The organism is Agrobacterium sp. 22-210-1 (assembly GCF_053522525.1).
Window position 1 is genome coordinate 1736615 of sequence record NZ_JBNWCI010000001.1, and the last position, 22961, is coordinate 1759575.

25 protein-coding genes are annotated in these 22961 nt (G+C 60.4%); 11 read left to right on the forward strand and 14 right to left on the reverse strand.

What is annotated here, in order from left to right; all coding sequences use genetic code 11:
• Positions 1-10 precede the first annotated feature (10 nt).
• The 3 genes from ACQZ5F_RS08700 to ACQZ5F_RS08710 are packed head-to-tail and all read right to left on the reverse strand — an operon-like array spanning position 11 to position 3173.
• On the reverse strand, positions 11-388 hold the full coding sequence (locus ACQZ5F_RS08700; RefSeq protein WP_046798622.1) for a Na+/H+ antiporter subunit C: 378 nt from the start codon (positions 386-388) through the stop codon (positions 11-13).
• On the reverse strand, positions 388-807 hold the full coding sequence (locus tag ACQZ5F_RS08705; RefSeq protein WP_448730549.1) for a Na(+)/H(+) antiporter subunit B: 420 nt from the start codon (positions 805-807) through the stop codon (positions 388-390). The genes ACQZ5F_RS08700 and ACQZ5F_RS08705 overlap by 1 nt, the downstream gene beginning before the upstream one ends.
• The gene (locus tag ACQZ5F_RS08710) at positions 804-3173 is read right to left on the reverse strand and encodes a putative monovalent cation/H+ antiporter subunit A (protein WP_225245145.1); all 2370 of its coding nucleotides are present in this window, start codon (positions 3171-3173) and stop codon (positions 804-806) included. The genes ACQZ5F_RS08705 and ACQZ5F_RS08710 overlap by 4 nt, the downstream gene beginning before the upstream one ends.
• Positions 3174-3375: 202 nt before the next feature.
• On the opposite strand from ACQZ5F_RS08710, the gene msrB reads away from it, so the two are divergent.
• Complete coding sequence (gene msrB, locus ACQZ5F_RS08715; RefSeq protein ID WP_046798941.1) at positions 3376-3783, forward strand: peptide-methionine (R)-S-oxide reductase MsrB; 408 nt, start codon at positions 3376-3378, stop codon at positions 3781-3783.
• 216 nt (positions 3784-3999) lie between these two features.
• Here msrB and ACQZ5F_RS08720 read toward each other — a convergent pair whose 3' ends face one another.
• From ACQZ5F_RS08720 to ACQZ5F_RS08740, 5 genes are all read right to left on the reverse strand, one after another.
• Entirely contained in the window at positions 4000-4497 is a 498-nt protein-coding gene (locus ACQZ5F_RS08720; protein WP_052817562.1) for a GNAT family N-acetyltransferase, read from the reverse strand.
• Between the two features lie 122 nt (positions 4498-4619).
• On the reverse strand, positions 4620-5288 hold the full coding sequence (gene trhA, locus ACQZ5F_RS08725; protein WP_046798618.1) for a PAQR family membrane homeostasis protein TrhA: 669 nt from the start codon (positions 5286-5288) through the stop codon (positions 4620-4622).
• Between the two features lie 337 nt (positions 5289-5625).
• Positions 5626-5946, reverse strand: a complete 321-nt coding sequence (locus ACQZ5F_RS08730) for a TraR/DksA family transcriptional regulator (protein ID WP_153513381.1) — start codon at positions 5944-5946, stop codon at positions 5626-5628.
• Positions 5947-6006: 60 nt separating this feature from the next.
• A complete protein-coding gene (locus ACQZ5F_RS08735) occupies positions 6007-6417 on the reverse strand; it encodes a universal stress protein (protein ID WP_046798616.1) in 411 nt (136 codons plus the stop codon).
• Between the two features lie 48 nt (positions 6418-6465).
• Positions 6466-6714: a hypothetical protein gene (locus ACQZ5F_RS08740; protein ID WP_225340041.1), complete on the reverse strand. Its 249-nt coding sequence runs from the start codon at positions 6712-6714 to the stop codon at positions 6466-6468.
• On the opposite strand from ACQZ5F_RS08740, the gene ACQZ5F_RS08745 reads away from it, so the two are divergent.
• Complete coding sequence (locus ACQZ5F_RS08745; protein WP_448730548.1) at positions 6697-7557, forward strand: VOC family protein; 861 nt, start codon at positions 6697-6699, stop codon at positions 7555-7557. The genes ACQZ5F_RS08740 and ACQZ5F_RS08745 overlap by 18 nt on opposite strands.
• A gap of 87 nt (positions 7558-7644) precedes the next feature.
• Entirely contained in the window at positions 7645-8829 is a 1185-nt protein-coding gene (locus tag ACQZ5F_RS08750) for an AI-2E family transporter (RefSeq protein WP_046798614.1), read from the forward strand.
• 304 nt (positions 8830-9133) lie between these two features.
• Here the strand turns inward: ACQZ5F_RS08750 and ACQZ5F_RS08755 are convergent, their stop codons facing one another.
• From ACQZ5F_RS08755 to ACQZ5F_RS08770, 4 genes are all read right to left on the reverse strand, one after another.
• The gene (locus ACQZ5F_RS08755) at positions 9134-10219 is read right to left on the reverse strand and encodes a bifunctional transcriptional activator/DNA repair enzyme AdaA (protein ID WP_448730547.1); all 1086 of its coding nucleotides are present in this window, start codon (positions 10217-10219) and stop codon (positions 9134-9136) included.
• A gap of 255 nt (positions 10220-10474) precedes the next feature.
• Positions 10475-11200: a polysaccharide deacetylase family protein gene (locus ACQZ5F_RS08760; RefSeq protein ID WP_046798612.1), complete on the reverse strand. Its 726-nt coding sequence runs from the start codon at positions 11198-11200 to the stop codon at positions 10475-10477.
• 62 nt (positions 11201-11262) lie between these two features.
• A complete protein-coding gene (locus ACQZ5F_RS08765; RefSeq protein ID WP_448730546.1) occupies positions 11263-12171 on the reverse strand; it encodes a dihydrodipicolinate synthase family protein in 909 nt (302 codons plus the stop codon).
• Between the two features lie 105 nt (positions 12172-12276).
• Positions 12277-12678 (reverse strand): DUF930 domain-containing protein, encoded by a 402-nt coding sequence (locus ACQZ5F_RS08770; protein ID WP_046798610.1) that lies wholly within the window; start codon positions 12676-12678, stop codon positions 12277-12279.
• A gap of 236 nt (positions 12679-12914) precedes the next feature.
• Here ACQZ5F_RS08770 and ACQZ5F_RS08775 point away from each other — a divergent pair, with 236 nt between their 5' ends.
• The 5 genes from ACQZ5F_RS08775 to ACQZ5F_RS08795 all read left to right on the forward strand — a co-directional run bounded on the left by ACQZ5F_RS08775 (position 12915) and on the right by ACQZ5F_RS08795 (position 19463).
• Entirely contained in the window at positions 12915-15014 is a 2100-nt protein-coding gene (locus ACQZ5F_RS08775) for a S9 family peptidase (RefSeq protein ID WP_448730545.1), read from the forward strand.
• A 498-nt stretch (positions 15015-15512) separates the two neighbouring features.
• Entirely contained in the window at positions 15513-16523 is a 1011-nt protein-coding gene (locus ACQZ5F_RS08780; RefSeq protein WP_448730544.1) for an ABC transporter substrate-binding protein, read from the forward strand.
• A 245-nt stretch (positions 16524-16768) separates the two neighbouring features.
• Positions 16769-17677, forward strand: coding sequence for an ABC transporter permease (locus tag ACQZ5F_RS08785; protein WP_137083768.1), 909 nt, complete (start codon positions 16769-16771; stop codon positions 17675-17677).
• Positions 17670-18806 carry a quaternary amine ABC transporter ATP-binding protein gene (locus ACQZ5F_RS08790; protein ID WP_448730543.1) on the forward strand — a complete coding sequence of 379 codons (1137 nt, stop codon included), beginning with the start codon at positions 17670-17672 and terminating at the stop codon, positions 18804-18806. Before ACQZ5F_RS08785 ends, ACQZ5F_RS08790 begins: the two co-directional genes overlap by 8 nt.
• Before the next feature lie 369 nt (positions 18807-19175).
• Positions 19176-19463, forward strand: a complete 288-nt coding sequence (locus ACQZ5F_RS08795; RefSeq protein ID WP_046798605.1) for a hypothetical protein — start codon at positions 19176-19178, stop codon at positions 19461-19463.
• 10 nt (positions 19464-19473) lie between these two features.
• Here ACQZ5F_RS08795 and dmeF read toward each other — a convergent pair whose 3' ends face one another.
• Together dmeF and dmeR are read right to left on the reverse strand one after the other, a co-directional pair.
• Positions 19474-20472, reverse strand: a complete 999-nt coding sequence (gene dmeF / locus ACQZ5F_RS08800) for a CDF family Co(II)/Ni(II) efflux transporter DmeF (RefSeq protein WP_448730542.1) — start codon at positions 20470-20472, stop codon at positions 19474-19476.
• Positions 20473-20555: 83 nt separating this feature from the next.
• Positions 20556-20828, reverse strand: a complete 273-nt coding sequence (dmeR, locus tag ACQZ5F_RS08805; RefSeq protein ID WP_003509296.1) for a Ni(II)/Co(II)-sensing transcriptional repressor DmeR — start codon at positions 20826-20828, stop codon at positions 20556-20558.
• 127 nt (positions 20829-20955) lie between these two features.
• Between dmeR and ACQZ5F_RS08810 the strand changes: the two genes are divergently transcribed.
• The 3 genes from ACQZ5F_RS08810 (at position 20956) to pip (ending at position 22862) form a co-directional block, all read left to right on the forward strand.
• Positions 20956-21309 carry a hypothetical protein gene (locus ACQZ5F_RS08810; protein ID WP_448730541.1) on the forward strand — a complete coding sequence of 118 codons (354 nt, stop codon included), beginning with the start codon at positions 20956-20958 and terminating at the stop codon, positions 21307-21309.
• 110 nt (positions 21310-21419) lie between these two features.
• Complete coding sequence (locus ACQZ5F_RS08815) at positions 21420-21833, forward strand: MerR family transcriptional regulator (protein WP_046798602.1); 414 nt, start codon at positions 21420-21422, stop codon at positions 21831-21833.
• An 81-nt stretch (positions 21834-21914) separates the two neighbouring features.
• Positions 21915-22862: a prolyl aminopeptidase gene (gene pip, locus ACQZ5F_RS08820; protein ID WP_448730540.1), complete on the forward strand. Its 948-nt coding sequence runs from the start codon at positions 21915-21917 to the stop codon at positions 22860-22862.
• Positions 22863-22961 lie beyond the last annotated feature (99 nt).

A 22961-nucleotide genomic window follows, 5' to 3' on the forward strand; every position in this document is an offset into this window, starting at 1 on the left:
CCTCGCCCGCTCAATAACCGAGCGGCGGCATAGGCTCGCCGGCCGGTTCTGCGGTGCGCATTTCGTCCGTATCGTCGGTCTGCAATTCCTGGAAGGCACGCCAGGTCAGCACCAGAAGGAAACAGAAGAAGGAAAAGGAAATCACGATTGCCGTGAGGATCAGCGCCTGCGGCAGCGGATTGGCAGCACCCGCCGGCAGGGCATCCATGCCGGCGGGGATGATCGGCGGCACTTCACGCGTCAGCCGGCCTGCGGTGAACAGCAGCAGGTTGACCGCATTGCCGAGAATGGCGATGCCGAGCAGCACGCGGATGCTGTGTCGCGAAAGCATGAGATAGATCGCCACCGAAAAGAAGATGCCGACGAGAATGGAGAAGACCGCTTCCATCAGTCGCTTTCCCTTTCTTCCAGAGCCAGGGCAATGGAGGTGATGGCGCCGACCACAACGAGATAGACCCCGATATCGAAGGACATGACGGTGGAAAGCGGCACTTCAACGCTAAACAGGCTCGGATAGACCCAAAGCCCGGTCATGAACGGCACGCCGGCAGCAATCGAAACGAGGCCGGACAGCATCGCCATCAGCAGACCCGCGCCTGCAATCGCGAGCGGATGAAACACGATGGCGCGCCTGACAGCCGCCACGCCATAAGCGATGCCATAGATCGCCAGCGCCGAAACGGCGATCAGCCCGCCGATGAAACCGCCACCCGGCTCGTTATGGCCGCGCAACAGCACGACGATCGAGAAGAGTACCATGAGGCTGGTGATGACAGGGGCGACGGTGCGCAGAATGAGCGTATTCATGCCTGCACTCCCTTCTTCTTCGTGGTCTTTACCGGCCCCTTGACGGCCGCAGCCGGGCGGATGCGGATGAGCGCGAGGATGGCGAGACCGGTGATCATCACCACGGCGATTTCGCCCAGCGTATCCGTACCGCGGAAATCGACGATGATGACGTTCACGACATTGGCGCCGTGGGCGATGACCTTGGAATAGGTATTGTAGAAGTCCGTAAGGCGGTTATCGAAGCTCGCTTGCGTCGCCCGCATCAGGAACAGGGCAAAGCCGGTTCCGCAGGCAATGGCGATGGTGCTGTCCAGGAGCTTCTGGCCAAGACCGCGATGGTCCGACGGCGACAGGCGAAGCCGCGTCATCACCAGCGTCAGAATGACCACCGACAGGGTCTCGACCATGAATTGCGTAAACGACAGGTCGGGCGCGCCGAACAGCAGGAAAATGACCGCTACCGCAAAGCCCTGAATGCCAAGCGCGATAATGGCGGTGAGCCGGCTCGACGCCGTCAGCACCGCAACAAGCCCCACCACCGCGATGGCGATGAAGGTCAGTTCATGGATCTGAATATCGTGCGGCCAAGAGGGCATCGCCGGAAGTTCGCCGTAAAGAAACAGCGGCACAAGCAGCACGGCGGCGATGACGGCGAAGGTGGCGGTGACGTAAAACTCCAACCGGCCGGGCTGAATGAGCCGTGTGACGTGGAAGGAGATTTTCACCAGCGCTTCGATGAAGACATCAAAACCCCTGTCCGGCCCGGCTCCCAGCGCCTTGAACGTGCGGTCAACCAGGCTGCGAAGGGGGACAAGCTGCGTATAAAGGACGATGCCGAGCGCGATCGTCAGCAGCGACAGGCCGAGCGGCACGCCGATATGGGGAATGAGCGAGATTTCCACCGGGCGCGGCTCACCGGCGATGGCGCTTGCCATGGGGATGGAGATGTAGAAATGCGCGATGCCGGAAAAAAGCGCGATGGTGAGCCCTTTCAGCGCCAGGAGCGCCGGGCCGAGCCAGAGCAGCAGCGGGCCTTCATGCGCGTGTTTCGGGGTTTTCACCGGCTTGCCGAGGAAGGGTTTCAGCCCCACTGCAAAGGCGACCGCGAACATCAGCGCATTGCCGAGAATGGCGATGCCGGTAAACAGCACGGCGCGCGGATTGCCATGCGCCAGCGCGTAATAAATCTCTTCCTTGGCGAGGAAGCCGAAAAACGGCGGCAGGCCAGCCATGGAAATCGCCGCCGCCAGCGCCGCCGCAAAGGTGACAGGCATGGCCTTGCGCAAGCCGCCAAGCTTCGTGACATCGCGCGTACCGGTCTCGTGGTCGATGATGCCGGCGACCATGAACAGCGCGCCCTTGAACAGCGAATGCGCCACGAGATAAAGAACGGCCGCCTCGATGGCATGGTCCGAGCCGAAACCGGTGAGCATCACCAAAAGGCCGAGCGACGACACCGTGGTATAGGCGAGCATCAGCTTCAGATCGGTCTGGCGCACGGCCAGCAGCGCGCCGGTGAGCATCGTCAGCCCGCCGAAGAAGGGCAGCAGGATCTGCCATGCGGCCGTGTCTCCGAGAACCGGGTTGAGGCGCATCAGCAGATAGACGCCGGCCTTCACCATGGTTGCCGAATGCAGATAGGCGGAAACCGGTGTCGGCGCTTCCATGGCGTTGGGCAGCCAGAAATGGAAGGGAAACTGCGCCGATTTGGTGAAGGCGCCACCGAGGACCAGAAGCAGCGCCGCCAGATAAAACGGGCTGTCGCGCAATATATCGCCGCCACGCACCAGCATGGACAGTTGCGTCATGCCGCTGATGTCCCAGATGAAGATCAGCCCGGCAAGCAGCAGCAGACCGCCGCCGCCCGTCACCACCAGCGCCTGCAGTGCGGCGCGGCGCGAGGCCGGGCGCTCATGATCGAAGCCGATCAGCAGGAAGGAAGTGATGGAGGTCAGCTCCCAGAAGACGAACAGCATCAGCAGGCTGTCGGAAACGACGACGCCCAGCATGGCTCCCATGAACAAAAGCAGGAAGGACAGGAAGCGGCCCTGCTGCGGATGACCTTTCATATAGCCGCCGGCATAAAGCACGATCAGCAGGCCGATGCCGGTGATCAGCAAAGCGAAGGTCAGCGACAGGCCGTCGATGAACCAGGAAAAGCTGAGATTGAAGCTCGGCACCCAGGCATAACCGCCGGTAATCACGCCGCCCGCTGCGATCTCGGGCAGCATCAGCGCGAAATGGACAAAGGCCAGACCCGGCGCAAGCGCCAGCACCCAGGCGGCATTGTGCCCGAACCTTTTCACCAGCACCGGTGCGGCAAGTGCTGCCAGAAACGGCAAAAACAGCGACAGGAATGTCAGCGCTGTGACATCTGATGTCATTCACATCTCCCGGGGTGTCCCCCACCCCTGCGCGCCAATGAATGGCGTTCTTTTTCAAATCGATTTTTCCAGTTAAGGCATAGACAAAGCCATCTCAACCCAAATCGACACTTACGGCTCATAACGAACGCGTTATGACGCCCGCCCCTTTCAATCGGAAGCGGCGATGATTATCTGTGGCGAGAACAGAAAGGATCATTCCATGAGCGATCTGACACCCCCCAAAGTCAACAAGAGCGATGCCGACTGGCGTGAACAGCTGACGCCGGAGCAATATCACATCCTGCGCGAGCACGGCACGGAGCGCCCTTTTACCGGTCCCTATTGGAACTCCACCGAAAAAGGCCTCTACCGCTGTGCCGCCTGTGACGAGCCGCTATTCCTCTCCGACACCAAGTTCGATGCCGGCTGCGGCTGGCCGAGCTATTTCGAGCCGATCAAACCGGATGCGGTGACCGAACTGCGCGACGCCAGCCACGGCATGGTGCGCACCGAAATCCGCTGCGCCAATTGCGGCGGCCATCTCGGCCACGTCTTCCCCGACGGCCCGAAGCCGACCGGACTGCGTTACTGTATCAATGGGCATTCGATGGTGTTCGAGCCGGTTTGAGGGAGAGGTAAAACCTCTTAATCGACTGCGTGTCGCAAAACAGTGCCGCGAATTTCTTCTCCCCGCCGGGGAGAAGGTGGCCCGAAGGGTCGGATGAGGGGGCAACGTCAGCGATAGACCGAGAGCTCGCCCCCTCATCCCGCTGCCGCGGACTTCTCCCCGGCGGGGAGAAGAACAATGCGGCACTCGCCCGATCTACAGGTGGCCTTCAACTTCTTAGCTTAGCTTCAGCTCCATACACGTCAAATCCAGCCAGCGGCCGAACTTGGTGCCGACTTCCGAAAACCTTCCGACGACCCTGAAACCGAGGCTTTCGTGCAGGCGGATGGAAGCGGTGTTTTCCGCTTCGATGGCGGCGATCAGCACATGCACGTCATTGCCGGAAGCGTGGTCGATCAGCGCCTGCATCAACCGCTTGCCAATGCCGTGGCCGCGGGCTTGCCTGTGCACATAGACCGAATGTTCGCGGGTGTGGCGATAGCCGTCGAAGGCGCGCCAGTCGCCATAGGATGCGTAGCCGGCAACCTTGCTGTCGAGGATGGCGACGATGACCGGAAAGCCCCGCGCCTTGCGCGCAGTGAACCACTCCTTGCGGTTTTCCAGATCGACCAGCACGTCGTTCCAGATCGCCGTCGTGTTCACGACCGCATCATTGTAAATCTCCATGATGCCGGAGAGATCATCCACGGTCGCGTCACGCAGTTCCACGGTCATTATCCTTCGCCCTCGCTCATTGCAGAATACGCGCCGGCATTGTTGCGGTCGCGATCCTCACGAGCCTTAAGCGATGACGCCGCGGCCTGTCCAGTGTCTCCGGCACGATATGGGGAGGCTGTTCAGGACGCCAGAGGAACAAGGCTGAAAGCGGTGACCACGGCGAAATAATGAATGGCGGCGGCGGTAACGACGAAACCGTGCCAGATGGCATTCTGGAAGCGCAGTTTTTCCCAGACATGGAAGATCACGCCAAGCGAATAGATGACGCCGCCGGCGACGATCAGCCAGAGCGTGACGGGAGCGAGATGCGACGACAGGGGCTCGACAACCATGATGCCGCTCCAGCCCATGGCGAGATAAAGACCAATGGCCACCCGGTCGTATCGGCCGGGAAACAGGCATTTCAGGAGGATACCGCAGAGCGCGGTGAGCCAGATCAGCCCCAGCATGGTGGCGATCAGCGGATCGTGAATGCCGCGCATCAGGAAGGGCGTATAGGTGGCGGCGATGAGGATGAAGATCGCCGAATGATCCAGCCGGCGCAGGAACCATTTTACCCGGGAATGCGGCCAGATATTGTAAGTGAAGGACACGGAAAGACAGGCAACCAGACCGAGACCGTAAATCCACGCGGCCGCGATCGCGCTCAGCGTACCCCAGACGGTGGCGTAAAAAATCAGCGCCGTGGCGCCGACCAACGCAAAAACAATGCCGACGCCATGAACGATGCCATCGGCGACAATCTCGTGAAAATCATATTTGCGCCCGAACCGCCACAAATCACTCATAGTTCATTCCCGTCTGCGTGCTTCCACCAAAGCATGGAGACAATATTAGACAGGAACAAGACAGCAGCCGGTTAACGTCGATCAAATTGCGTTCGAGGCTGTTGCGAAAGGAGAGGTGACGTTTCGCGTGCGCCAGTGAACGCCTCTGGAGCGAGCGGTGGCCGCGTGTTTCTTCTCCCCGCCGGGGAGAAGTCCGCGGCAGCGGGATGAGGGGGCGAGGCCAAAGATATTCGGAGAGCTTGCCCCCTCATCCGACCCTTCGGGCCACCTTCTCCCCGGCGGGGAGAAGAAATCTGCCGTGATGTCGTACCAACCAATCCTTCATTGCAACGGCGTTTTACAAAGCCGCAGCGCATTCCTGACAGAACGGCGTGTAAGGCACCGCCTTCAGCCGGTCCTCCGAGATCGTCTTGCCGCATTTGACGCAGGTGCCGAAGGTGCCCCTCGTGATGCGGTCGAGCGCCGCGTCGATGGCGCGCAGCTCGTCCTGCCCAACCTGCCCCATCTCATCCAGCACCTCGTCATTGTTGCGCTCAGTGGCGCGTTCCTCGTCATCGGGATTGCGCGGCTGCTCAAAATCGGCCTCGATCCGGTGCAGACGGCGGTAAAGCTCACGCTGGCGGTCGCGCAGGATTTTCTCGTAACTCTCGACATTCATGGTGTTTTCCTCCAGCCGATGCGGGCGGCCATTCGCCCGCACCCTTGCATCTTAGCCCGGTTATCGGTCCACCAGCACCGAGCATTTGGCGTGGCGCACCACGCGGTCGGCGGTGGCGCCGATGAAATAATTGCTGAAATCCGGCGTATGCGAGGCGATGATGATCAGGTCCGCCTTGTGCTGCTCGGCGGCGGCGATGATCTCACGCGCTGGCGCGCCGCTGCGGATTTCCTGGCTGCCCTTGAAACCGAACTTTGCCTTCAGGTCCGCAAGTTTCGTCTTGGCGTCCTTTATGGCGTTTTCGATAAGATCGACGGGCAGGTCGATCGCCATGTAGCCGGGCAGTTCCTCAACCACGTTGATGAGGACGATCTCGCCATCGGCGTCCAGCAGCGCCTTGGCCTTTTCAAGGATCTTTTCCCCCTTGTCGGTGGCGCTGAGGTCTACCGGTACGATGATCTTCTTGTACATGGCTGTCTCCTTTGGCTTATTCCGCCGTTTCGCGTGTCGTGCTCAAGCTCATATTTCCCTGCCATCGCTTGATCCGCCTTGATCGAAGTCAAGGCTGTGCCGGTCTCGCAACAGGGCATTGTCAACGAATAGTGGACGGTCAATCGCCAGACGGCGATCTTTGCTGAACGACGAAATCCGCCCATATTCACCACAGACAAACGCCGCAAAGCGGCGTCGGCCAATGCCGGTGACCGCCGATCCGCTTTCCGGTGTGTCATATTCAATATGGAGATTATGATGAGTGAAATCAAACAATTCGCCCTGACGCGACCGGCCTATGTCGGCCAGGCTCATCTCGTTGTCCACGACCTGCCGCGCGTTTCGGATTTCTACCAGAAGATCATCGGCCTTTCGGTGCTTGAAAAGACCCCGAGCGGCGAGGTTCTGGGCGTGAATGGCCAGCCGCTCTTGACGCTTTCCACCTCCAACACGGTGGAACGCGCACCGCGCAATGCCGCCGGCCTGTTCCACACCGCCTTCCTGATGCCGAGCCGCGATGATCTCGCGCAATGGCTGGCGCATGCCGCGCATAACAACGTCCAGCTTCAGGGCGCGTCCGACCATCTGGTCAGCGAAGCGATCTATCTTGCCGACCCCGAAGGTAACGGCATCGAGGTCTATCGCGACCGTTCACCGTCCGAATGGACCTACCAGCCTGATGGTACGGTGGAGATGGCCACCCTCGCCCTCAATCTTCAGGCGCTTTACGACAGCGCACCGAAAACCGCTTTCGCGGGTGCGGCGGAGGGGACCGCCATCGGCCATATTCACCTGCAGGTCGGCAATATTCCGCAGGCGGATGAATTTTATCAGGACGTGCTGGGCCTGAACATCATGGCGCGTTATCCGGGCGCGAGCTTCTTCGGCTCCGGGGCCTATCACCACCATGTGGCCGCCAATATCTGGAACAGCCGGGGTGCTGCGGCACGCAAGGAAAATATGACGGGGCTTTCCGGTTACTCGCTGAAATTCAACGAGCCTGAAGCACTCGACAAGGCTGTCGCCGCGCTCGACCGGCTGGAAATCACAACGGAGCGGCAAAGCGATGGCATCGTCCTGAAAGACCCTTGGGGCATCGGACTAAAGCTTTCCGCATAAACATAAAAAAGGGGCGGCCAAAAATTTGCGCCGCCCCGGAACCGCCATATTTTTCGAACGTTTGTCCCTTGATTGGGGGACCGTTCAATGAATGAAAATGCCAGACCGGACAAAACCGGCACTTTCGGCCATCACGTGGCCAGCAACGCAGCCGCCCCGGCGACAAGGGCCGATCCGCTGGAAACCCCTGCCTCCGGTTCACGCCGCGACGATGCGCGCAGCCAGCAGCCGCTCGGCCGCGAAGCGCTCGATGTCGTTGTCGCCTGGTCGGTGATCGGCATCTTCCTCATCATGCTGATGGCGGTCATCCACGAATTGTCGCTCATCCTCATCCCGGTGGTAATGGCCATCGTGGTCGGTATGATCCTCGGCATCGCCGCCGAAAAACTCGGCTCCTACGGCATTCCCGGCTTCGGCGTCGCGCTCATCCTCTCCTCTCTTGTGGCGGCGGTGATGTTCTTCGTGGTCAATTCACTGACCGAGCCGCTTTCCCTGCTCGCTTCGGAAGGGCCGGCGCTGGTGGAGCGCAGCATCGACCGTTTCCTGCCCTATCTGCAAAGCCTCAGATGGCTGAATATTTCGGCGGCGAGTTTCAGCATGGGATCGATGTCGATGGAATCGCTGATTTCGCGCAGCGGCGAGATCATCTCCGTGCTCGGCGCCAACGTCACCCCGGCGGTCATTCAGGGGCTGATTTTCCTCGCCGCACTGCTGATGTTCCTTTATAGCCGGCTGCGGCTGCGCAAGGCGATCATCATGGCCTTTCCGGCCCGCCACCAGCGGCTACGCACCATCCGCATCATTGGCTCCGTGGAAGAAGTCCTCGGCACCTATTTCGCCACGGCAGCGCTGATCTATGCCGGACTTGGCGTGACGATGGTGGTTATCGCCTATCTTGGCGGGCTGGCCATGCCGCTGCTCTGGGGGCTGTTCGCCTTCCTCTCCAGCTTCGTGCCGTTTCTCGGCATTACCGCCATGACGATTTCGCTGACGGTGGCCGGTATCATCACCCATGACAACATCGTTCTGGCGCTTCTGCCGGCGGCAATATTCTTCACCATTCACCTGTTGATGGAAAACCTCGCCTTTCCGGCTGTCGTGGGCCGCAACATGGAGATCAACCCCTTCCTCGTCTTCGTTATGATCATCTTCTGGACATGGATGTGGGGGGCGGCCGGCGCCATGCTGGCCCTGCCCCTATCGCTGATTGCCATGACGGTGACGCGGGAGTTGTTTCCCTCGCGCCGGGTGGTGCCGAAATTGCCGGATTGACCGGCGGCTTTCCGGCTGGAAATGCGAACCACTCCGGGTTTGAGCTGTAATTAGATTGTCCGTCGACGGAGGGCGCGCGAGGGGTTTACCCCCCTCTGCCCTGCCGGGCATCTCCCCCTCAAGGGGGGAGATCGGCAGGAGGCGCTACCGCCACTTCATTCTCAAACGTTGAGATAGGCGAAACATCGCCGCAGATCGATCTCCCCCTTGAGGGGGAGATGCCCGGCAGGGCAGAGGGGGGTAAAGCCACACTCACCCCGCTCAACTAAATGAACAACCTCCCGAAATCCAACAGCCAGGCCGCTCAGGAAGCGAGCGGCATTCGCTGCCCCTGCGCCTGCGCCATACGGCGCTCGTGCTCGATCAGCCATTTCTTGCGCCATAAACCGCCACCATATCCGGTCAGGCTGCCATCCGCTCCCAGCACCCGGTGGCAGGGAACGACGATGGCGATCTGGTTGGCGCCATTGGCGCGGGCCACGGCGCGCACGGCGGAAGGTCTTTCCATGGTGTTTGCGAGCGAGGAATAGCTGACGATCTCACCCACTGGAATTTGCCGCAAGTTCTGCCAGACATCGCGCTCGAAGGGCGTGCCGTGGCCGGCAAGCCGGGTTTCGAAGGCCGCCGAACTGCCGGCGAAATAGGCGGCAAGTTCCGCCGCGATCTGGCCGGTCACCGCGGTGCGGCCAAGCACCATATCCGCGCCGGTGCGGGCCTTCAGCCGCTTCAGCTCGGCTGGAAGGGCCGGCCGGTCGGCGAATTCGAGCAGATGCAGGGCATGATCGTCGGCAACGACCAGCATCGGACCGATCGGCGTATCGATCCAGTCACCTTTCAAAAACCCCTTGCCCTTCATGGCGACGGGCGACGTGCCGAAGAACTGGTTGATCGCCGAGCGAAAGCCGCTGCCGGATTCGTAGCCCGCATCGATCTGCGCGCCGATCACCGCCTCACCCGAGGCAAGGCTCGTCGCCGCATCCCCCAGCCGGCGCAGCCGGGCGATTTCCAGAAAACTCATGCCGAAACGACGCTTGAAGGTGCGGCGCACGGTGGAAGGGTCGTGTCCCAGCGCCACCACATCCTCCTCTCGCCAGCGCCGCGCCGGTTCGTTTTCCAGCGCCGTCAGAAGCGAGGTGACGGTCTCGTCGGCGGTGCCGTAGGCGAGCATCGGCTTGCAGCGCTTGCAGGGGCGGAAACCCGCCTCCAGGCATTCGGCGATGGTCTCGCGGAACCGGCAATTCTCGATCTTCGGCTTTCGCGCCGTGCAGGTGAAGCGGCAGAAAATCTTGGTCGAGGTCACGCAGACATAGGCCACGCCTTCATAGGCGGGATCCTTGTTCACAAGGGCGGAATACAGGGTTTCGGTGTCGGGGCGTTTGAACAGCATCATGGGAGGATGCTAGCGCAAATTTTTGGCCCGCGCCGCCGAAAAACGGGCATGGATGTAGAGGATGTTGTCGGCTTGTGTCCGCGCCGTTTCACGGCCAAGCCGGTGCGGCATATTTCTTCTCCCCGCCAGGGAGAAGGTGGCGCGCAGCGCCGGATGAGGGGCAAGGGCAGAGATATGCGGAGAGGTTGCCCCCTCATCTGCCCTTCGGGCATCTTCTCCCCGGCGGGGAGAAGAAACGGGCGGCGACCTTGCGGATCAATTCCCCGGCGGTGCGAAGGACGGGTCGTCGAGACGCGTGAAAATCACGCCGCGCGCCTTCAGCGCCAGAAGGCCTTTCACCACGCCCTCGCCCGCTTCATGGGTGGGCTGGTTGATGTGGGAGATGATGACGTCGCCGTCTTTTGCCGAGGCGATGTGTTTTGCCGTCGCGCCCGCGCCCAGCAGCGAGCCGCCATCGCCATTGACGGAATAACCGGCCACCCGCATGCCGAGCCGGTTGATGGTGGCCATGGAGGAATTGGTATATTTCGCCGTCGCACCGCGGAACCATTGCGGCTGGAGGCCGGTGGCGGCGACGATGGCCTGACGGCCGCCCTCCACTTCCTGCTCGACCGCCATTTCAGAACCTGCGGCGGCGATGCCATAGATGGAAACGGGCTTGTCCACCGCCGGCACGTGGTTTTCGCCGTGGTTTTCGATCTCGAAGAGGTCCGGATGCGCCATGAGCACGGCGAGCGCCTCGCCATTGTGTTTCAGCCAGCGGGCGGTGACGAAGATCGTCGCGGGGATGCGCTCGCGTACCAGCGTATCGAGGATGCGGTGATCGGTCTTGCCCATGCAGGCATCAAGCGTCATCGCCACCCGCACCTTGCCGTCATGCTGCGGCGTCATCTTCAACGTCGGCTCGACAAGCCCGGTGCCCGCGAGCGCGGCCGACGCGGCGGAGGCAAACAAGACAGCAAGGAGGAAGCGACGCATCATTTTCGTTTTCCGCAGTGTAATAACGTATAATCCCGTGGCAATCCGCCCGTAAAGCGCCCGAATTATGGCGCGGTTTCCAGCGCGGACAGGGCTTCAAGCGCCTCTTCCACCCGTTGGCGTTCCGCGCTGGTGAGCGGCAGGATCGGTCGGGGCGGTTCGCATGCCGTCAGTTGCAGTATGTTGGCGGCGGCGTAAACCACGCGGATGCTGCCGAATTCCTTGAACAGCGCCCAGAGCGTCTGGAAGGCCGCATCGAGCCTTTTTGCCTCCTCCGCATTGCCGGCCTGAGCCGCCCGCATCAATTGCAGGGCTGGAACTGGCAGCAGCCCGGCAACGACGCTGTACCAGGTATCGCCACCGGCAAGTGTCGCCTCGGCGCAGCCCCAGTCACCGCTGTAACCAATGGCGAAATTATCCGACAGCTTCGGCCTCAGCCGCGCGAGTTCACCCGCATAATCGGAATCGGCCGGTAGCGGCATCTTGATGGCGCGGATATTCGGGATGTAGGCAAGCCGCACCAGAAGCTCGTCGCTGAAGGTAAAGCGCGTTGTCGTCGGGTTGTTGTAGATGGCAAGCGGCAGCGCCGTTGCGCCCGCCACGGCGGCGAAATGATGATAGGCCTCTTCCTGCGTCAGCGGCGTGTAGGAGACGGGTGCGAGCAGCAGCGCATCGGCACCGGCCGCTTCCGCATCCTTCGCCAGCGCCACGGCCTCATCGGTGCGCAAGGCACCGACACCGGCCATCAATATGCGCTTGCGCTTGAGGACGGCGGCTGCCGCCTCGATGGCGCGGCGTCTCTCTTCCCGTGTGAGATACATATAGATGCCGGTGCTGCCGAGAATGCCGACGGAATCGACCGCCGCCGCATCCAGCCGCTCGATCAGGGCGGAGAAGGCCTGCGTGTCCACCCGCCCGGCCTCATCGGCCGGCGTGATCGGAAAAGCCGAAAGTCCCTTGAATCGTATCGCCATGCCCGTCTCCCTCGCTTTGATCAGGCGGCAGGGTTACAGAGCCGGCGGCGGAGCGGCAAGAAAAGCGGCGGCTAAACGCCTGCCGACAACCGAAAAAATCCTTGCTTAGTCATAAAGATACAACTTCTTCCACTGCTCCTCGGGAATCCTGTCGCCAACGCGGTAATCAAAGGACTGGATGCTGAGGCTGTCGCTCTTCAGCTGGCATTTGTATTTGAGCTTGTACCATTCGCCGGAACTTCTGAAGACCGCACCCGGCGCCTTGATGGAGTTCTTGCCGACTTCCGGATCCCCAAACGTATAGGCGATGACCTTGTCCGGCCGCATGCCCTTCTGCTCCGTCGCTATCCTTTCCATCGCCTCGATATCGCAGCGCTGCTCCAGACGCTCTTCAGGGGCAAGCGCGTTCAGCTGCCGCATGACGCTGGCGTCGATTGCAAAAGCGGGAGTAAAGGCCTGCAAGCTGAGGAAAAAGGCAGAAAGGGCAGCGGGAAGAAGCTTTCGCATGGGGTCCTGTCAGTTTTTTCGTTTGTTCTTGTCGATAGACGGCGGGCCGGAGACCGGCGCGCATCATCGCTGATTTGCCGGATATTGCCAAAATGTGATCGAAAGCTGACGAAATTGTGCCCAAGCCGCATTACGCCTGTGGAGATTTGAAACTTGATCGGCCGGGAGGGTCACTCTACATCTTGGTGCCACACCTTGGTATTGCCCATGGATTTTTATAGGAAAGCGAGTTTCCATTGCCGATTTTCAAGAACCTGCCCGCCGCACCGACCGCCGAAAAAAGGCCCGTTCAGGACACGCATCACGGCATTACCCGCACCGACGATTACGCATGGTTCCGGGCCGATAACTGGCAGGCCATGTTCAAGGACCCGACCCTGCTCGACCCGTCGATCCGCGCCCATCTGGAGGCGGAAAACGCCTATATGGAAGCGGCCATGGGTGACACCAGGGCGCTTCAGGAAAAGCTGTTCGAAGAGATGAAGGGCCGCATCAAGCAGGACGATTCCTCCGTGCCGGTCAATGACGGGCCTTATGCTTACGGGACATTGTTCGTGACCGGCGGCGAGCAGCCGCATTATTTCCGCACCCCGCGCGGCGGCGGCGAAAAACATGTGCTGCTTGATGGTGACAAGGAGGCCGAGGGCAAGGATTATTTCCGTCTTGCTGGTCTCGACCAGTCCTCCGATCACAGTCACGGCATCTGGGGTTATGACGACAAGGGCTCGGAATATTTCACCCTGCGCATCCGTAACCTCGAAACCGGCAAAGACCTTGCCGACGTCGTGGAAAATACCGGCGGTGGCGGCGCGTGGGCGCCCGACGGCAAGAGCTTCTTTTATACGCTACAGGACGAGAACCACCGCCCCTCCAAGGTCTTCCACCATATCATCGGCGAGCCGCAATCGGCCGACCGGCTGGTTTATGAGGAAAAGGATCCCGGCTTCTTCATGGGCGTCGGCGCGTCGGTTCTCGACGATTTCATCTTCATCGACATTCACGACCATGAGACCAGCGAATATCGCATTCTCTCCACCAAAGACCTGACGGCCGAACCTGCTATCGTGGCGGAGCGCGAAGAGGGCATCGAATATTCGATGTGCGAAGGCGGCGATGTCTTCTTCATCCTCACCAATGATGGTGACGCCAAGGATTTCCGCACCGTGGAAGCACCGGTCACCGCACCCGGCAAGGAAAACTGGAAAGAGGTGGTTCCGCATGAGCCGGGCCGCCTTATTCTCTCGGTCGATGCCTATGCCCGCCACCTGATCTGGCTGGAACGCCGCGACGGCCTGCCGCGCATCGTCATCCGCGACCGCCGCACCGGCGAGGAACATTCCATCGCCTTTGCCGAAGAGGCCTATTCGCTTGGCCTGCATGGCGCGGCGGAATATAACACTGACGTCATCCGTTTCTCCTATTCCTCGATGACGACGCCGAGCCAGCTGTTCGATTACGACATGGTGACGCGCGAGCGCACGCTGCTGAAGACGCAGGAAGTGCCCTCTGGCCACAATCCTGACGATTACATCACCCGCCGCATCATGGCGCCTGCCCATGACGGCGAGCTGGTGCCGGTCTCGCTGCTCTACCGCAAGGATGTGGCGCTTGACGGTTCCGCCCCCTGCCTGCTCTACGGATATGGCGCTTACGGCATCACCATTCCGGCCTCCTTCTCCACCACCACGCTGTCGCTCGCCGACCGTGGTTTCATCTATGCCATCGCCCATATTCGCGGCGGCAAGGACAAGGGTTTCGAATGGTACGAGACCGGCAAGATGGAAGCCAAGCAGAACACCTTTAAGGATTTCATCGCCGCTGCCGATCATCTGGTTCAGGAAGGTTTCACCTCTTATGGGGGCATTATCGCCGAAGGCGGCTCGGCCGGCGGCATGCTGATGGGAGCCGTTGCCAATATGGCGCCGGAGAAATTCGCCGGCATCATCGCCGCCGTTCCTTTCGTGGATGTGCTGACCACCATGCTTGATGACACTTTGCCGCTCACCCCGCCGGAATGGCCGGAATGGGGCAATCCGCTGGAATCGGCAGAGGAATATGGCTGGATTGCTGCCTACAGCCCCTATGACAATGTGGGCGCGAAGCCTTACCCGCCTATCCTTGCGCTTTCCGGCCTCACCGATCCCCGCGTGACCTATTGGGAGCCGACCAAATGGGTGGCGAAGCTGCGTGAGAAGACCACGGGGGAAGCACCCATCCTGCTCAAGACCAACATGGCGGCCGGCCATGGCGGCAAATCCGGCCGTTTCCAGCGGCTGGAAGAAATCGCCTTCGAATATGCCTTCGCGCTGAAGGTGGCGGGCAAGGACGCGGCATGACACGCTGACTGCCGAACGGGCGACGGACTAAACCGTCGCCCGACATTATCTCGAACGAAAATACCTGTAAAAAACCTCTTTTTGAATATTTTTTCCACAAAATCTCGACTGTGCCTTTTCTACAAATGCCACTTTCGTCGCTAGTGAATTTTTATTTTCTGTTACTGTAACTCACAATATATCTGACTTAAAAGCAAATAACGCTCATGTATTACCCGACATGAGAAAATGTTCCGAAAATCGAATGCATGGCTGCAATGCGCCTTTTCGCGTTGCAATATCACTTTTTGGCCGTATTATGCCGGTCGTTGACATATTCATGCGCCTTTTCGCCGCACCTCTTGCGGCATTCCCGCAGCACGTATTGCGGATATTCTTTATGCCGGAATTTTTCGGCTTTTTCACGCGCCATGTCAGTTCGCCCTTGGCAATCCGGGCTTTGCAGTGCTCCCGCTTTGCCAATTGAAAACACTGCATCAGACTTGGGGGTCTTACACCATGAAGAAACTCCTAGCCTCGACCATTCTCGTAACGGGCTTTATCATCGCTGCCGGTGCAGCAAATGCCGCCAATGCCGCCGAAGAGTGCGGCAGCATCACCATCGCCGAAATGAACTGGGCATCCGCCGGTGTCGCGGCTTACGTCGACAAGTTCATCATGGAAAACGGCTATGACTGCACGGTCAACGTCGTCAGCGGCGATACCATGCCGACCTTCGCCTCCATGAACGAAAAGGGCCAGCCGGACATGGCGCCCGAATTGTGGGTGAACGCCGTGCGCGAACCGCTCGACGCCGCCGTCAAGGACGGCCGCATGGTCGAAGCGTCCAAAATTCTTTCCGAAGGCGGTATCGAAGGCTGGTGGATCCCGAAATTCATCGCCGACGCACACCCAGATATCAAGACCGTCGAGGATGCGCTGAAACATCCCGAACTCTTCCCCGCTCCGGAGGATGCCAGCAAGGGCGCCGTGCATAATTGCCCCTCCGGCTGGAACTGCCAGGTGACCACCACCAATCTCTACAAGGCGCGCGAAGGCGACAAAAAGGGCTTCACACTGGTCGATACCGGCTCTGCCGCCGGCCTCGACGGCTCCATCGCCAATGCGTTTGAAAAGAAGCAGGGCTGGCTCGGTTATTACTGGTCGCCCACCGCCATTCTCGGCAAATACGAGATGGTGAAGCTGGATGACGGCGTCGAACTCGACCGCGCCCATTTTGACGAGTGCACGGCCAAGGTCGATTGCGCCGATCCCAAGGTCAACGCCTATCCGGTGGCCGATGTCTTTACCGTCATCACCAAGGATTTCGAAGGCAAGGCCGGGGTGACGATGGATTATCTCAAGGCCCGCAACTGGGACAACAAGATGGTCGCCGAAATCCTCGCCTGGATGGATGAGAACCAGGGCACCAACGAGGATGGCGCGGAATATTTCCTCGAGAACCATGAGGAAACCTGGACAAAGTGGGTTCCGGCCGAGGTGGCGGAGAAGATCAAGGCTTCGATGTGATGAGAGTGGGAAGCTTCGGTTGGCATCCGTGGCTTACCCCCCTCTGCCCTGCCGGGCATCTCCCCCACAAGGAGGGAGATCGGCTGGGCGCACCCTCTCACAAATCCGCAACCTGTTTGATGGGCGAGACTTTGCCCCGGATCGATCTCCCCCCTTGTGGGGGAGATGTCCGGCAGGACAGAGGGGGGTGCCCCGCGCTCCAGCCTTAACCGCCCATCCCAAACCCCAAAGGGAAAACAACAATAATGGCCCTCTGCAATTACCTGCCGGACCTGCTCTGCAAGTTCCCGGCCATCGACAACTCCACGATGCGTGTGGCACGCAAGACCATCGATGATGGTTTTCGCGACATCGTGCGCAATTACGGCGATGCGATCGATGTGATCGTGCATCCGTTGCAGCTGTTCCTCAACTCCTCGGAGCGGCTGTTCATCCAGACGCCGTGGATCATCACGATGCTGGTCATTCTGGCCATCGTGCATCTGGCCGGGCGCAGCCTGAAGATCACCGGCGGCACCGCCATCTCCCTGTTGATGATCGGCGCGGTCGGCCTGTGGCGCGATGCCATGACGACACTGTCCATCGTCGCCATCGCCACCCTGATCGCCATCGTCATCGGCCTGCCGCTCGGCATCCTGATGGGACGTTCTGAACGCCTGCAACGCCTCATCAATCCCGTGCTCGACGTGATGCAGACCCTGCCCAGCTTCGTTTATCTCATCCCCGTGGTGGTGATTTTCGGCATCGGCAAGGTACCGGGCCTGATCGCAGTGGTGATCTATGCCATTCCGCCCGTTATCCGCCTGACCAGCCTCGGCATCCGTCTGGTGGACCGCGAGGTGCTGGAAGCGGCGGACGCCTTCGGTTCTTCCAACCGCCAGAAGCTGTTCAACGTGCAGCTGCCGCTGGCGCTGCCCACCATCATGACCGGCATCAACCAGACCATCATGATGGCGCTCGCCATGGTCGTCGTCGCCTCCATGGTCGGTGTCGGCGGGCTTGGCAAGAACGTGCTGCAGGCCATCAACAACCAGTTCTTCACGGTGGGCTTCCTGAACGGTTTCGCTCTGGTCGCCATCGCCATCATGTTCGACCGGGCAAGCCAGGCTTTTGGCAAGCGCCTGCAGAAATACCGCGAGGTCTCCCATGGCTAAAAGCATCGAAATCAAGAATCTTTACAAGATCTTCGGCAAGCATCCCGAGAAATACCTCGAAGCGGTGCGAGCAGGCATGGACAAGGTGGAACTGAATGACAAACACAGCCACGTCCTTGGCCTCAACAACATCAACATCACCATGCCGGGCGGCAAGATCACCGTCGTCATGGGCCTTTCCGGCTCCGGCAAGTCGACGCTGATCCGCCACATCAACCGGCTGATCGACCCGACGGCGGGCGAGGTTCTCTATGACGGCGAGGATATCTGCGGCATGAGCGCCTCGGCGCTGCGGCAGTTCCGCCGCCACAAGACGGCGATGGTGTTCCAGAAATTCGGCCTTTTGCCACACCGCACCGTGCTGGAAAACAGCGTCTACGGGCTCGACATCCAGGGCGTGCCGCGCAGCAAGAGCGAGGAAAAGGGTCGTTACTGGCTGGAGCGCGTCGGCCTTGCCGGTTACGAGGATTATTATCCGAACCAGCTTTCCGGCGGCATGCAGCAGCGTGTGGGCCTTGCCCGGGCGCTTGCCAATGACGCCGATATTCTTTTGATGGACGAGGCCTATTCGGCGCTCGATCCGCTGATCCGTGTCGATATGCAGACCATGCTGCTCGATCTGCAGCAGGAGCTGAAAAAGACCGTGGTGTTCATTACCCACGATCTGGACGAGGCTTTGCGGCTCGGCGACCACATCGCTATTCTCAAGGACGGCGAAGTGGTGCAGCAGGGCGACGGCCAGAGCATCATCCTCTCTCCTGCCGATGGCTACGTCACCGACTTCGTTCGCGACGTCAATCGTGGCCGCGTATTGCAGGCCACCACGGTCATGGAGCCGCTGGACAGCAAACCGGAAGGCATGTCGGTGCCTGAGAACGCGACGCTGGAAACCATTGCCCGCGATATGTCGGAGGCCAACGAGACTCAGGCGCATGTGGTTGATGAGGATGGCAAGCCGGTCGGTTCGATCGGTCTCGACACGCTGGTGGCAGCGATGGTGACCCCGGCTGCGCAGGAACCGGACACCACGGTTGAGGCGGTGACGCCCGCGCCGCAGAAGGCCGAGACGGTGGAGGAGCCTGCGAAGGTGCGGGAGCCGGTTTTGCCGGTGGAGAAGGAAACGGCATAGTTCGATAAGTTTTGAGGTTCACTCCTCACACCGAACTGGTCATCCCTCACCCTACACTCCGCGTCATCCTCGCCCTTGAGGCGAGGATCCACGGCCGGACGCTATGGAACTTAAAAATGGATCCTCGCCTCAAGGGCGAGGATGACGTGGAGGGTGGGGCGAGGAGGCCTGTAGTAGCGTCGGCATCGCTTCATCTTATTCGTCTCCGTTGCGCGCCATCAGGGAGTATCACTTCCTCTTCCGCGCCTAAACGAAGCACCACTTCACCGCCTGTCAAGCCGGGACAGTCGCTGCAACGCAACAAGCGCAAGTTTCAGACAAGTCGCCGCCGTTAACCCTTTGTTAACTTTTGAACGCGGAATCACCGACATGCAGATCGAAAGCAATATCGGCGGATACAATTATCAGGGACGTATCCGCGAGATCGAAAAAACCGGCAGCGCGCAGAGCACACCGGAGGAGCAGGCCGTCAAACGCGGCCCCGGCAACCCCACCGTTTCCAGCACCATTCTTTCGCATTCGCTGGCCAACGTGTTGTGGGCCGTGGGCAATGGCAGCGCGCCGGCCTATCAGGATACGCCCGCAGTGGCTTCCGCCGAGGACAAGGCGGAAGCGCAGGCCGAGTGGGTGCGCAGCGCCTATTCCGAATACGAATAGGCGATTCTTCTCAGGCCCTTGCCGGGCTGACCTCCACCGTCACATGCGAGAGTTCATGTATGGCGGCAAGTTTCTGCTTGTAGAAAGCCGGCGCTTGCGGCGCCTGCGACTGGATCGCCACGATGGCGGCATGGTGCCCCGGACCCACCTGCCAGACATGCAGGTCGGTGATGCGATCCTCTTCCGTCTCGACGCTTTCACGGATTTCCTGCGGCAGGTCTTCCGCCTGCGGCATGGCATCGAGCAGGGTTGTCGCCGTCGAGCGCACCAAGCCCCATGACCAGCGGGCGATAACCAGACCGCCAACGATACCCATTGCCGGATCAAGGAAAGACCAGCCGTTCCATTTGCCGAGCAGCAGGGCGACGATGGCGAGTACCGAGGTCAGCGCATCCGCCAGCACATGCAGATAGGCGGCGCGCAGATTATTGTCCCTGCCGCCCTTTGCTGCGCCATGGTCTCCATGATGCGCGTGCGAACCGTGATCGTGGTTGCCGTGGCCGTGATGGGCATGTGAGCCGTGACCATGGCCGTGGTCATGCCCGTGATCGTCCTTCAATAGCACGGCACTGACGAGATTGACGGCAAGGCCGATGACGGCGACGATGATCGCCTGGTTGAAGTCGATTTCGACCGGATTGACGAGGCGCATCGCACTTTCGACGGCGATGAGCAGCGCCACCACCGCCAGCACGATGGCGCTGGCAAAACCCGCGAGATCGCCGAACTTGCCGGTGCCGAAGGTGAAGCGCGGGTTGCGCGCCTCGCGCCGGGCATGAAGATAGGCCAGCGCCGAAATCAGCATCGCGCCCGCATGGGTGGACATGTGCCATCCGTCAGCCGTCAGCGCCATGGAGCCGAACCAGTTGCCGGCGACGATTTCGGCCACCATCATCACGGTGGTCAACGCGATGACCATCCACACGCGCTTTTCATTGCGCTCATGGTTCTGGCCTAGAAAAACATGGTCGTGGCCGGTCGCGGCAGGGAATTCGGATGTCGTCGTCATGTCGCTAATCCTGTTCGATCTTCAAGGTGTTTTTTCCACGCATGTCTTCTCCCCCAAAATCGCGGACACTTTGGGGGGACGCGCTAGCGGATGTAGGTCTTCAGCACCTGAGCCAGTTCTTCCGCCGCCCGCGCCCGCTCGTCTTCATTCTCGGCATGCACCACATGTTCGTGCAGATGCTCCTGCATCACCTCCCCCGTCAGGCCGGATAGCGCACCACGCACCGAAGCCAGCAATTGCAGCACCTCGCCGCAGGGCTTGGCATCATCAAGCGCACGCTCCACCGCCTCCATCTGGCCCTTGAGGCGACGGATGCGGGCGAGCAGCTTCTCCTTGTTGCGGATCGTATGGGACATAAGCACCTCATATAGTATAGGGGGGTATACTATATTGTGTTGGTTTTTCGTTCAAGTCCTGCGTGACGCAATCCTCGCGAATGTTTCGGCCCCTAAAAATACCCCATCAGAACTTGGGGACTCAGTCATGACGACTATCGCAGCAACCACCACCAGCTATTATGCATCTCCGGTCCGGACCGTTGAGCCGACGAAAAACAGAGAAGCCCACTCCACCACCGAAGCCCTGCTGGAGTTGACCCGCGCCGCACACCGCGCCATCTCAAGCGCCGAGAGCGTTGCCACGGCGGTCGCACCGGCTGCCGCCAGCGTATCGGCCGGTCTTGCCGCCGCATTGTGGAATCTCGACAGCGGCGCCTCCGACGCGGCCAAGCCGGCCGTTGAAATGACCGCCGCCACGCAGCCTGAAGCCGCAGCCAATATCGAGAACGAAGTTCTGAAGGCATTGGCTGAGGCGCTGGGCGTGAACGAAGCGGCCTGACCCCATTGAACAGCAGGCAAAAAAGCCATATCTCTAGAGACTAGAGCATCGGATGATGAGCGGCGGGACCGTTCCCGCCACTCAGCCGCGTCCGCGATATGGAGAAAGCCATGCTGTCCATCGGTGAATTGTCGAAACGCACCGGCGTCAAGGTGCCGACGATCCGTTATTACGAGCAGATGGGCCTCATCCGCGAGGCGGATCGTTCGGATGGCAACCAGCGCCGTTATGAAAAATCCGACCTCGAAAGGTTGGCCTTCATCCGCCATGCGCGCGATCTTGGGCTGAACATCGATGCCATCCGCGAGCTGATCGCGCTCAGCCAGCACCGGCAGATGCCGTGCGAAGGAGCGGATCGCATCGCCGCCGAACATCTGGCCGATGTGCGCGAAAAAATTGCCAAGCTCAGGAAACTGGAACACGAGCTGGAACGCATCGTCGCCCATTGCGACGGCCATTCCATCGAGGACTGCTACGTCATCCGTGCACTTTCCGACCACGGCATGTGCGGCGGCGAACACTAGGCCCAACCCGGAACAGGGCTGACATTCCACTGTCATCTGCGCCCTGTATGCGCTCTCTCCTGCTTGAGGAAGGGATGCCGGATGGCCGAAATATTTTCCGAAACCACCCCGTTCGACACTGTTTTCCTCGACGTTTCCGAAGGCCACAGGCTGCATGTGACGATTGCCGGCAATCCGGCGGGACGGCCGGCGATCCTGCTGCATGGCGGCCCCGGTTCCGGGCTTTCGGCGACTGCCAGACGCTACTTCGATCCCGCCCTTTACCGCATCATCCAGTTCGACCAGCGCGGTTGCGGCAAAAGCACGCCGAATGCTAGCGAGAGCCTTGCGCACAACACCACACATCACCTGATCGACGATATGGAGGCCATCCGCTTCGCGCTTTCGGTGGATGACTGGCTGGTTTATGGCAGCTCCTGGGGCGCCACGCTCGCGCTGGCCTATGCCCAGCGCCACCCAAATCGGGTGTGCGCGATGGTGCTGGCCGGCGTCACCACCACGCGGCAAAAGGAGATCGACTGGCTTTACAAGGGGCTGGCGATGTTTCTGCCGCAACAGTGGCAGCGTTTCATCGCAGCTATCCCGGATCACATGGCGAAGGAAGATCCCGTTGGCGCGTATCTCCAGCTTTTGAACGATCCTGACCCGGCCATCCGCCGCATGGCGGCACTTGAGTGGCATGTGTGGGAGGCGGGTTCGATCAGCGCGGAGGCAAGCTCGGCCTTTCCGGAAAAATGGCGCGACGCCGATTATATTCTGACCCGCGCCCGCCTCTGCGCCCATTACTTCCACCATGCGGCATGGTTGGAGGACGGCGTGCTTCTCCGCAATGCCGGCCTGCTTGCCGGCATTCCCGGCGTGCTCATCCAGGGCATGCGCGACCTGCAGGGACCGCCCGTCACCGCTTGCGAACTTGCCGCCGCATGGCCGGGAAGCGAGCTGATTGCCATAGGTGGAGCCGGGCATTCCACCGGGGATGCTGGGATGGAAGATGCGATTGTTTCAGCAATCGCACGATTTGCAAATTGAAGCCGCTTGACAGATTACGGATTCGGGCGCATTGCAATGACATGATCAACGAACGCGCACCCATCTCCTGCTCGTACTTTTGGGCCTACCTTTAAGGGC

Excerpts from the sequence above, each read along its gene's own strand:
- ACQZ5F_RS08765 (WP_448730546.1), bottom strand. The coding sequence starts at position 12,171 with ATGGCGATACGATTCAAGGGACTTTCGGCTTTTCCGATCACGCCGGCC.
- ACQZ5F_RS08795 (WP_046798605.1), top strand. The coding sequence starts at position 19,176 with ATGCAGATCGAAAGCAATATCGGCGGATACAATTATCAGGGACGTATC.
- pip (WP_448730540.1), top strand. The coding sequence starts at position 21,915 with ATGGCCGAAATATTTTCCGAAACCACCCCGTTCGACACTGTTTTCCTC.
- ACQZ5F_RS08790 (WP_448730543.1), top strand. The coding sequence starts at position 17,670 with ATGGCTAAAAGCATCGAAATCAAGAATCTTTACAAGATCTTCGGCAAG.
- ACQZ5F_RS08730 (WP_153513381.1), bottom strand. The coding sequence starts at position 5,946 with ATGAATGTCGAGAGTTACGAGAAAATCCTGCGCGACCGCCAGCGTGAG.
- ACQZ5F_RS08815 (WP_046798602.1), top strand. The coding sequence starts at position 21,420 with ATGCTGTCCATCGGTGAATTGTCGAAACGCACCGGCGTCAAGGTGCCG.
- ACQZ5F_RS08780 (WP_448730544.1), top strand. The coding sequence starts at position 15,513 with ATGAAGAAACTCCTAGCCTCGACCATTCTCGTAACGGGCTTTATCATC.
- msrB (WP_046798941.1), top strand. The coding sequence starts at position 3,376 with ATGAGCGATCTGACACCCCCCAAAGTCAACAAGAGCGATGCCGACTGG.
- ACQZ5F_RS08700 (WP_046798622.1), bottom strand. The coding sequence starts at position 388 with ATGGAAGCGGTCTTCTCCATTCTCGTCGGCATCTTCTTTTCGGTGGCG.
- ACQZ5F_RS08770 (WP_046798610.1), bottom strand. The coding sequence starts at position 12,678 with ATGCGAAAGCTTCTTCCCGCTGCCCTTTCTGCCTTTTTCCTCAGCTTG.
- ACQZ5F_RS08720 (WP_052817562.1), bottom strand. The coding sequence starts at position 4,497 with ATGACCGTGGAACTGCGTGACGCGACCGTGGATGATCTCTCCGGCATC.
- ACQZ5F_RS08710 (WP_225245145.1), bottom strand. The coding sequence starts at position 3,173 with ATGACATCAGATGTCACAGCGCTGACATTCCTGTCGCTGTTTTTGCCG.
- trhA (WP_046798618.1), bottom strand. The coding sequence starts at position 5,288 with ATGAGTGATTTGTGGCGGTTCGGGCGCAAATATGATTTTCACGAGATT.
- ACQZ5F_RS08735 (WP_046798616.1), bottom strand. The coding sequence starts at position 6,417 with ATGTACAAGAAGATCATCGTACCGGTAGACCTCAGCGCCACCGACAAG.
- ACQZ5F_RS08785 (WP_137083768.1), top strand. The coding sequence starts at position 16,769 with ATGGCCCTCTGCAATTACCTGCCGGACCTGCTCTGCAAGTTCCCGGCC.
- ACQZ5F_RS08705 (WP_448730549.1), bottom strand. The coding sequence starts at position 807 with ATGAATACGCTCATTCTGCGCACCGTCGCCCCTGTCATCACCAGCCTC.
- ACQZ5F_RS08810 (WP_448730541.1), top strand. The coding sequence starts at position 20,956 with ATGACGACTATCGCAGCAACCACCACCAGCTATTATGCATCTCCGGTC.
- ACQZ5F_RS08755 (WP_448730547.1), bottom strand. The coding sequence starts at position 10,219 with ATGATGCTGTTCAAACGCCCCGACACCGAAACCCTGTATTCCGCCCTT.
- ACQZ5F_RS08745 (WP_448730548.1), top strand. The coding sequence starts at position 6,697 with ATGAGTGAAATCAAACAATTCGCCCTGACGCGACCGGCCTATGTCGGC.
- ACQZ5F_RS08760 (WP_046798612.1), bottom strand. The coding sequence starts at position 11,200 with ATGATGCGTCGCTTCCTCCTTGCTGTCTTGTTTGCCTCCGCCGCGTCG.
- ACQZ5F_RS08750 (WP_046798614.1), top strand. The coding sequence starts at position 7,645 with ATGAATGAAAATGCCAGACCGGACAAAACCGGCACTTTCGGCCATCAC.
- dmeR (WP_003509296.1), bottom strand. The coding sequence starts at position 20,828 with ATGTCCCATACGATCCGCAACAAGGAGAAGCTGCTCGCCCGCATCCGT.
- dmeF (WP_448730542.1), bottom strand. The coding sequence starts at position 20,472 with ATGACGACGACATCCGAATTCCCTGCCGCGACCGGCCACGACCATGTT.